The organism is Bacteroidota bacterium (genome assembly GCA_026391695.1).
GTDB lineage: Bacteria > Bacteroidota > Bacteroidia > Bacteroidales > JAGONC01 > JAPLDP01.
Map to the genome: position 1 here is coordinate 1 of JAPLDP010000081.1, position 9,288 is coordinate 9,288.

At 42.1% G+C, this 9,288-nt stretch carries 8 protein-coding genes; all 8 read left to right on the forward strand.

Annotated features, from left to right (window positions below; genetic code table 11):
• The first annotated feature begins 166 nt into the window (after nucleotides 1-166).
• Nucleotides 167-679 (forward strand): flavodoxin, encoded by a 513-nt coding sequence (locus NT175_11995; GenBank protein ID MCX6235415.1) that lies wholly within the window; start codon nucleotides 167-169, stop codon nucleotides 677-679.
• Between the two features lie 152 nt (nucleotides 680-831).
• A complete protein-coding gene (locus tag NT175_12000; GenBank protein ID MCX6235416.1) occupies nucleotides 832-1,494 on the forward strand; it encodes a hypothetical protein in 663 nt (220 codons plus the stop codon).
• Between the two features lie 88 nt (nucleotides 1,495-1,582).
• Nucleotides 1,583-3,895: a TonB-dependent receptor gene (locus NT175_12005; protein ID MCX6235417.1), complete on the forward strand. Its 2,313-nt coding sequence runs from the start codon at nucleotides 1,583-1,585 to the stop codon at nucleotides 3,893-3,895.
• Nucleotides 3,895-4,824, forward strand: coding sequence for a DUF4249 domain-containing protein (locus NT175_12010; GenBank protein ID MCX6235418.1), 930 nt, complete (start codon nucleotides 3,895-3,897; stop codon nucleotides 4,822-4,824). The genes NT175_12005 and NT175_12010 overlap by 1 nt, the downstream gene beginning before the upstream one ends.
• Nucleotides 4,825-4,914: 90 nt before the next feature.
• Entirely contained in the window at nucleotides 4,915-6,267 is a 1,353-nt protein-coding gene (gene purB, locus NT175_12015) for an adenylosuccinate lyase (protein ID MCX6235419.1), read from the forward strand.
• Nucleotides 6,268-6,283: 16 nt separating this feature from the next.
• Nucleotides 6,284-7,150 (forward strand): glycosyltransferase family 2 protein, encoded by an 867-nt coding sequence (locus tag NT175_12020; GenBank protein MCX6235420.1) that lies wholly within the window; start codon nucleotides 6,284-6,286, stop codon nucleotides 7,148-7,150.
• A gap of 608 nt (nucleotides 7,151-7,758) precedes the next feature.
• Nucleotides 7,759-9,069, forward strand: coding sequence for a YCF48-related protein (locus NT175_12025; GenBank protein MCX6235421.1), 1,311 nt, complete (start codon nucleotides 7,759-7,761; stop codon nucleotides 9,067-9,069).
• The coding region (locus NT175_12030) for a hypothetical protein (protein MCX6235422.1) at nucleotides 9,066-9,288 on the forward strand (223 nt) is incomplete at its 3' end. The genes NT175_12025 and NT175_12030, both read left to right, overlap by 4 nt.

Consider the following 9,288-nt stretch of genomic DNA (forward strand, 5'->3'; position numbering starts at 1 on the left):
CCTGAACAATGAATTTTGTCAAAACAAAAACTGCATCAATATCTTACAAATTATCCCAGCTTGCCTAATTTTTTGTATTCGTCCTGGAAATAGTATAGCTTTTTATCCGAATTTTGGATTTATGAATTATTCAGGTTAGAAATAATGCATCACACACTGACTTTTCATGAAAAAAATCGCACTGATATACAGCTTCAATGCCAGGGACACAGCAGCTGCAGCTGACATTATCTTCAGGGAACTCGGCGAAAATAATGCCGTCCGGATTAATGTTGAAGAGGTCACCGATGAACAATTTCTCAGATATGATTATATGATACTTGGCGTCCCCACATGGTGGGATGGTGAACTGCCAAACTACTGGGATGAATTCGTCCCTGCCCTCGAAGATATGGATCTGAGAGGCAAGACCTTCGCCCTTTTTGGCCATGGCGACCAGAAAGGGTATCCCCAAAGTTTTGGTGATGCGATCGGTATCCTTGCTGAACTGCTTGAAAATAGGGGTGCTACCCTAACAGGCATTACCCTGTCAGATGGTTATGAATTTGAGAGATCAAAAGCTCTCAAAGAACACACATTCGTCGGACTGCTGCTGGATAGTGTCAATCAACCGGAGTTGACAGATAAAAGAATCAAAGATTGGATTGCGAAGATCAAACCTTTATTCAGAATAAAATAAATTTCACTACCCCTTTGTGAAAAGAATATTTCACAGGTATATTTGCAACCCTTTAATAATAATTTTGTCTTTTAAAAATAATTAAAACAACCTGCAATGTATTGACCTCTGATATATCCTGATAAAATTGTGTCACCAAAAAATAAAAAATTATGAAAAAAACTTTATTAACCCTTTTACCGGTTCTTCTGATCTCATTATCAGTCCAGGTGTATGCCCAGGAAGATGAGACGCCACAATATCTCTTTTCCAGCGGCAATATTCATATCTCCGGTTTTGGAGGGCCGATTGTCGAATTAACGGCAATAAATGAACAATTCGCGGTATTTGTTGGCGGTGGAGGCGGTGTACTTTTTAACCAGACATTCTTCTTAGGCGGTTATGGCGAAGGCTTGACCACGAAACATTATATGTATAATCTGAAGGACCGGGTAGGTATCGATGAACCGCGTATTTCGTTTGGCCATGGGGGTTTATGGCTGGGATACATCCATAAGTACACCAAAGCTGTCCACGCCGGGCTAAGCACGAAACTCGGCTGGGGGCAAGTCGCCCTTTATGATGAATATTATACTGATGAACACATGGATTATAAAGCCTCCGATAATGTCTTTGTCGTGATACCGCAATTTGAAGTGGAGCTCAATCTGACATCATGGTTTAAACTGAATGTATCCGCCGGATACAGGGTAGTTACCGGGCTTGATAAAACTTATATCAACAGCCAGGGTGACAGGGTAAATTATTATGATTCAGGCAAAATCAGCAGTCCTGAAGCATCCATTACGCTTCTCTTCGGAGGTTTCAGGAAATAGACATACCTGTTTACCGGTTTATTCGTTATTCCTGTTTTACTGCATGAGAATTTTAAAAATATTTGCGGGTATATTATTATTTATTGTCATGGGAATCAGCATATATCCTGATTCCGCCCATGCCGATGTAACCGCACTTCATACAATAAGCGGCAATATCACCGATAGAAGCAATGGTGAAATGCTGCTGGGCGCATCCGTGTATATACGGGAACGTCAAACCGGGACAGCCACCAATCTCTATGGTTTTTATTCGCTGAGTCTTCCTGAAGGTCGTTATACCTTCGTCTATTCCTATGTCGGCTATCAATCTGTCGAAAAAATAATCGATCTTAATCAGAATATTACACTCAACATTGAGCTTGAATTAAAGCAAGAAACTCTAAAGGAAGTGGAGATCAAAAGCAAGCCCTTGGGCGAGAACCTGAAAAAGCCCGAAACCAGCACATTCAAGATGGACGCACGAACAATCAAAAGTATTCCGGCGTTGATGGGCGAGGTGGATATTATCAAGGCCATACAATTAACACCCGGTGTACAGTCAACCAGTGAAGGCGGCTCAGGTTTCATAGTCAGAGGCGGCAGCCCGGACCAGAATCTGGTACTCCTCGACGAAGCCTCAGTTTATAACGCTTCACACCTGATGGGATTTTTCTCTGTTTTCAATAGCGACGCCATTAAAGATGTCACCCTATATAAGGGCGATATACCCGCAGCGTATGGAGGACGCCTGTCATCACTCCTCGATGTGCGTATGAAAGAGGGTAATATGAAAAAGATATCAGCTACCGGCGGCATTGGCACCATCTCCAGCCGACTGACGCTCGAAGGACCGCTCTTAAATGATAAAATATCCTACATGATTTCAGGACGACGAACCTATGCTGATATTTTCCTGAATTTTGCCAAAGATAAAGCCCTCAGGGATAATGTACTGTATTTTTATGACCTGAATGCAAAAATCAACTTCAGGATTGACGACAACAACCGAGTGTTCTTCTCAGCTTACAGAGGAAAAGACATTTTCAGGAATGCCGACTTTCGCATGAGCTGGGGTAACCAGACCTTTACACTGCGGTGGAATCACCTGTTCTCAAGACGACTATTTTCCAACTTCACTTTTATAAACAGTAAATTCGACTATAGCCTGGGTGTACCCGAAGGCCAAGCCAATTCATTCATATGGGATGCCAAGTTGAGAGACTTTAACCTTAAAGCCGATTTTGGGTATTATCTCAATCCTGACAACACCATTAAATTTGGTATCAGTTCCATATACCATATTTTTTACCCCGGTCGCGCAAAAGGTATAGGTGAACAGGCTTTTTTCAGCGACTTTGAAGTGCCTCATAACCATTCTGTTGAAAGTGGCATCTATGTGAGCAATGAACAAAAAATCGGAGCACTGTGGACACTGAAATACGGGCTGAGGTTTTCCCTCTTCAATAATTTCGGAGCCGGTGTGATCTATAACTTTAATGCCGACTATACGGTCATCGACTCGACCGTTTATCCCAAAGGAGAGATTTTCAACACATACTATGGGATTGAACCACGCATGGCAGTGAGCTATTCTATAGACGAACGTTCCTCCATCAAAGTCAGCTATTCGAGGAACAGGCAATATATCCACCTGGCCTCCAATTCCACTGCCGGTACGCCACTGGATATCTGGTTCCCCAGCTCTCCTAATGTAAAGCCTCAGATTGCAGATCAGGTAGCACTGGGTTATTTCAGGAACTTCCGGCAAAATACTGTCGAGACATCTGTGGAGGGTTTCTATAAGAAGATTCATAATGCCATTGATTTCAAAGACCATGCGAACCTCCTCCTGAATTCCAAGTACGAAGGCGAACTGCGTTTCGGTGAAGGCCAATCCTATGGACTCGAATTTCTCGTGAAACTGGTCGAAGGAAAACTCACCGGATGGATAAGCTATACCCTTTCGCGATCAGAACGTTCGATCAAGGAAATCAATGACAGTAAGACTTATTTGTCGCCCTATGACAGGCCCAATAACATCGCCATAGTACTAAACTATGACTTTAGCAGCAGGATTTCAGCCGGAGCCAACTGGGTCTATATGAGCGGCGCACCGGTGACGTTCCCTACTGGCGGTGCATGGTACCAGGGCGTCAGACTGCCTATCTACAGCGACAGGAATGCATATCGCCTACCGGATTATCACCGGCTCGACCTGTCGGTGACATACAGGGGCAGAAATAAACCGGAACGTTTCTGGCATGGTGAAGTGAATCTCTCGGTGTATAATGTCTATGCCCGCCACAACACCTGGGTGATTAACTTCAAACAGGAAGAGAATGATCCCAATACACTCTATGCGGAGAAAACATACTTATTCAGCATCGTGCCGTCGATCACCTATAACTTTCATTTCTGATGGCAATAAGAATACTAAATAGTATATATCTTACCCAGCATTTTAATGCTGGGATCCTCACCCAGCATTTCAATGCTGGGATTGGAAACTTCAGGATTTTACTCTCATTCCTCATTTTCATTATCGCTTTGCCTGGCTGTACTGAGCGCATTGAGCTGCAATTGGATGAATCCTATACACGTCTCGTGGTGGATGGTGCAATCACTAACGAAGCCACGGCACACATGGTAAAACTGAGTAAAACGGGCAGCTTTCTTGGCGGAGAGCCCGATGTAGTGATATCAGGAGCAACTGTGACAATCAGTGATGGTGATACAACTTATGATCTCACTGAGAGCTCGTCGCAACCGGGAACGTATTGTACCGACCCGGATGTTATAGGAGGGGCAGGGAAAACTTATTCACTGAATATTGGGTTGCCGGCAGCTATTGCCGGACAGCAAAATTATTCCGCATCAAGCAATATGAAAGCTATTGGTACTATCGACTCCATAGGTATTTTCTATAATGACCGCTGGGATGCATGGGAGATACAATGTTGGGCCAGGGATCCGGTGACCACCGACTTTTATATCTTCGATATCTTCAGAAATAACATACTGCTCACCGACACTTTATCTGAAAAGTTTGTCGTAGATGATATCCTGTATAATGGGAAATATACAAACGGTGTCACCGTCGGTTTTCTGGATAACAAGCATGAGGACCAACAGATTAAACCCGGCGATACCATCACCCTGCGAATGTCAAGCATCACCGAAGAATATGCCAATTTCATCTGGCAGGCACAGATGGAATCAGGTTACAGCAATCCGCTATTCAGCGGCCCACCTGCTAATATCAAAGGCAATATCAGCAATGGGGCAATAGGATTTTTCGCAGCCTACTCCATAGCTAAGGCAAGCAAGATCTATTCACCCGCCCCGTAATAATGAGGAACAACACAGATACATCTCATTTACAAACCTGACGTTGTAATAACAACTAAATTCATTATTTTTGATAAAAATATCATTCCAATGACACTTACGCCACTCAATGCCATTTCTCCTATCGATGGTCGATACAGGGATAAGACAGATATTCTTGCAGGCTATTTCTCCGAAGCTGCACTCATCCGTTACCGGATTCTGGTGGAAGTCGAATATTTCATCGCACTTTGCAACCTGCGACTGCCTCAGCTTAAGCATTTCGACAAAAAAAAATACGATGAACTGAGAAATATCTATATCAATTTTGACCTTAAGGATGCCCAATCGGTCAAGGACATTGAAAAGATCACCAACCACGATGTGAAAGCCGTAGAATATTTCGTCCGTAAAAAATTTGATGAAAAGGGGCTGGGTGATTTCAGGGAATTTATTCATTTCGGGTTAACGTCGCAGGATGTTACGAATACCGCTATTCCTATGACTGTGAGAGATGCCTGGCAGGATGTGCTGGAACCTTTTTTCAGTGATTTGCTGACAAAACTGAAGGCTTTAGCCAGTGAATGGAAAGCTGTTCCGATGCTGGCACATACACATGGCCAGCCTGCATCGCCAACGACCCTTGGCAAAGAGATTTATGTATTCGCCGAACGCCTCGAAAATCAGCTCCGGCTCTTCGAGACAATTCCCTTCTCCGCCAAATTTGGTGGTGCAACCGGCAACTTCAACGCTCATCACGTTGCTTATCCTGAAATTGACTGGATAAAGTTTGCCGACGAATTTGTCAATAATACCCTGGGCTTATCGCGGCTCAAAACCACAACCCAGATCGAACATTACGACAACTTCGCCGCCTTATGCGATAACATCAAGCGGATCAACACGATTCTCATCGACCTCAATAGAGACATCTGGACATACATCTCAATGGAGTACTTCAGGCAGAAGATCAAAAAAGGCGAAGTGGGATCATCCACGATGCCGCATAAAGTCAATCCCATCGACTTTGAAAATTCCGAAGGTAATCTGGGTGTTGCCAATGCCCTCTTCGAACACCTGTCGGCAAAGCTTCCCATATCCCGTCTTCAACGGGACCTGACCGATTCCACCATAATCAGAAATATCGGGATTCCCTTTGCACATACGCTCATCGGACTTAAGTCGCTCGACAAGGGTTTGAGCAAACTCATCCTGAATGAAGAAAAGATAAGGAAAGACCTGGATGACAACTGGGCTGTGGTGGCAGAAGCCATACAAACCATCCTTCGCAGGGAGAACTACCCTGATCCCTATGACGCCCTCAAAAACCTGACACGAACCGACCGGAAGATCGACAAGAAAACTATTCAGACGTTTATCGACAACCTGGATATCCCTGCTAAAGTCAGGAAAGAGCTGAAAAAAATCACTCCTGAGAATTATACCGGCATCATAGGTTTCTGATAAACGGAATTGATCCATGAAGGTCAGTGGTTTCACATTCATCCGCAATGCAATAAAATTCGACTATCCAATTGTCGAAGCCATCACTTCTATCCTGCCGGTATGTGATGAGTTTATCGTGGCACTGGGAAATTCAGAAGATGAAACAGAGGAGCTGCTTAAATCCATCGGTTCACCTAAAATAAGGATCATTCATACGATATGGGATGATTCTTTGCGTGAAGGTGGAAAGGTGCTGGCCGAAGAGACAAATAAAGCCCTGAGCCATATTTCGGCCGATGCTGACTGGGCTTTCTATATCCAGGGCGACGAGGTGGTACATGAAAAATATCTTCCCGTCATCCGGCAAGCCATGGAGCAATACCTGAACAGTAAAGATATTGAAGGACTGCTATTCCGTTACATACACTTCTATGGCTCCTATGATTATTCTGGCGATTCAAGGAACTGGTACCGACGTGAAGTCCGTGTCATTCGCAATTTGCCGGGCATACGGTCGTACCGTGATGCACAGGGCTTCAGGAGAGATAACAGACAGCTCCGCGTCAAAGCCATCGATGCCTGGATCTACCATTACGGTTGGGTTAAACCACCGTCGGTACAGCAGGATAAGCTGCTGAACTTCAACAAATACTGGCACGACGACACATGGATACAGGAGAAGGTGCCACCTACCGGCGAATTCGATTATTCCAGGATCGATTCCCTCTCCCGTTTCGATGGCACACACCCCGCTGTCATGCAAGAAAGGATACAAAAAATGAACTGGTCCTTTTCATTCGATCCCACAAAAAGGCACTTCTCATTAAAAACACGCCTGCTCCACGCCATCGAAAAAATGACCGGCTGGAGGATCGGGGAATACAGGAATTACAGGGTGTAGGATTTTGATTAGGCGATTGTCAATTAGACGATGTTCGATATTCAAATTGACTAATCGACTAATTGACTAATTGACTAATTGATAAATCGTTCCATTGGCCATTGACAATCGCCTAATTAAATCATTTTTCCCCAAATATTTGCTTTTCTTCAATATATAGACTATCTTTAGCCACCCATTATCGACACCCAACAGAAGAGGATCCCAATCCGATTATATAGAAATGGACTGGAAAATCAGTACAGATTATCAAGAGTAATTAAAGAAAGGTAACTAATCTGATTTCTCAGGCCACGTGTAAAAATATTTTATTATAGAATAAATAATTTATTTTTTAAAAAAATTTACAATTGATTATTAGCACTTTATGAAATATTTTTCGTTTTGTTGAAAAATTTTTCACTTTTTACCCCGACCTTTTTGGGTGTTTTGGTATTAATAGATAAAGTAATAATAGAAGTTATCGCATGATAATGGATCTTGAAATAAAAGTGGGTATTATTTTTATCGATTCAGATTATTATTTATTACTTGATGCTTTAACGGAAAAATATGCAACAAGCAATCAAATCATCAAATTTGCTATATGACCAAAAAATTATAAAACAATGAAGCCATTTAAACTTCTTTTACTTTTTCTGCTATGTTCAATAGCTAATGTCCAGGCCCAGTGGGAAATACAGCTTGACCTACAAAACTTCACCTATTTAGATCGTATATTTTTTCTGAATGAAAACTTAGGTTGGGCAATAGGAGGTGGTTCAATAGGAGGATTAAGTCCCTATTTCTATACGACCGATGGAGGTGAAAACTGGTATTTGGATGATGAGTGGTATAATATAGAAGGCTCCGACATCGTTTTTGTAAATCCCGACACCGGCTTTATTGCCGGTGGCTACGGCGTAATTTATAAAACGGTAAACGGCGGCCAATCCTGGACCGGCATACAAACCCCTGCCACTCAAAATGTGATTCATCTGTTTTTTGTGGATGAAAATAATGGGTGGGCTACGCTTGGACAGTATAGTGAAGGTAATATATTGCATACTCTTGATGGAGGAGATACATGGGCATTGCAACAAGTATTTTTGTCTTTAACTAGTCAAATAGAAGTCATTTATTTTTTAAATGACTGTATTGGCTATGGAGGAGGTGTGATACATGATTATATAAATGATGATACTTATACTGCTATAATGAAAACTGAAAATCAAGGAGTATTATGGGATACCATTTATTTATCTAAAAATACACATTATTCATTTTATGATATATATTTCTATGACAAATTAAATGGCTGGGCCGTGGGAAGGACGCCATATGAATATCTTATTCTACATACTAACAATAACGGCGAAACCTGGGAAGAACAAACAATAGCAGGTACACCAGAACCAAACATATTAAGTTGTATATATTTTATCAATGATACAACAGGGTGGATAGGTTCAGTGGAACCAGAATATGGAGCCATATATTTTACTAATAATGGTGGCGAAGACTGGCAAATGCAACAGGAGTTTTACGTACCTATTTGGGATATTCAGATGCTAAACCGCGATACCGGCTGGGCCATAGGCTTTGACCATATCTACCACACAACCAATGGCGACAGTCTCAGTATTGAGGATGTGAAAGAAAATAAACCTGGAAGAGACTTCTTCACCATCTACCCAAATCCCGCAAACGGTATTTTCACGATGAAAACTGCTCTCCCATCACCAATTATATTATGCCAATTATTAATAACGAACCTATACGGTGAACCTGTTTTTGAATTAGACAATATAACAATTGACCAATTGAACAATCTGGCCATCGACTTGTCAAATCACCCTGCTGGTATTTACTTTATCGCAATCAAATACACCTTAAACAATCAAATTAATTCGTTAACAAAAAAAATCATGAGGCTATGACGAAGCTAAAATTTTTTCTGCTATTCCTGTTGTTTATACCACATTATTCAAAGGCCCAGTGGGAAATACAGCTTGACCTACAAAACTTCACTTATTTAGATCGTATATTTTTTCTGAATGAAAACTTAGGCTGGGCGATAGGCTGTGCCACAATAGAAGGAATGACCCCATATTTCTATACAACTGATGGTGGTGAAAACTGGTATTTGGATGATGAGT

Excerpts from the sequence above, each read along its gene's own strand:
- NT175_12020 (MCX6235420.1), top strand. The coding sequence starts at position 6,284 with ATGAAGGTCAGTGGTTTCACATTCATCCGCAATGCAATAAAATTCGAC.
- NT175_12025 (MCX6235421.1), top strand. The coding sequence starts at position 7,759 with ATGAAGCCATTTAAACTTCTTTTACTTTTTCTGCTATGTTCAATAGCT.
- NT175_11995 (MCX6235415.1), top strand. The coding sequence starts at position 167 with ATGAAAAAAATCGCACTGATATACAGCTTCAATGCCAGGGACACAGCA.
- NT175_12000 (MCX6235416.1), top strand. The coding sequence starts at position 832 with ATGAAAAAAACTTTATTAACCCTTTTACCGGTTCTTCTGATCTCATTA.
- purB (MCX6235419.1), top strand. The coding sequence starts at position 4,915 with ATGACACTTACGCCACTCAATGCCATTTCTCCTATCGATGGTCGATAC.
- NT175_12010 (MCX6235418.1), top strand. The coding sequence starts at position 3,895 with ATGGCAATAAGAATACTAAATAGTATATATCTTACCCAGCATTTTAAT.
- NT175_12005 (MCX6235417.1), top strand. The coding sequence starts at position 1,583 with ATGGGAATCAGCATATATCCTGATTCCGCCCATGCCGATGTAACCGCA.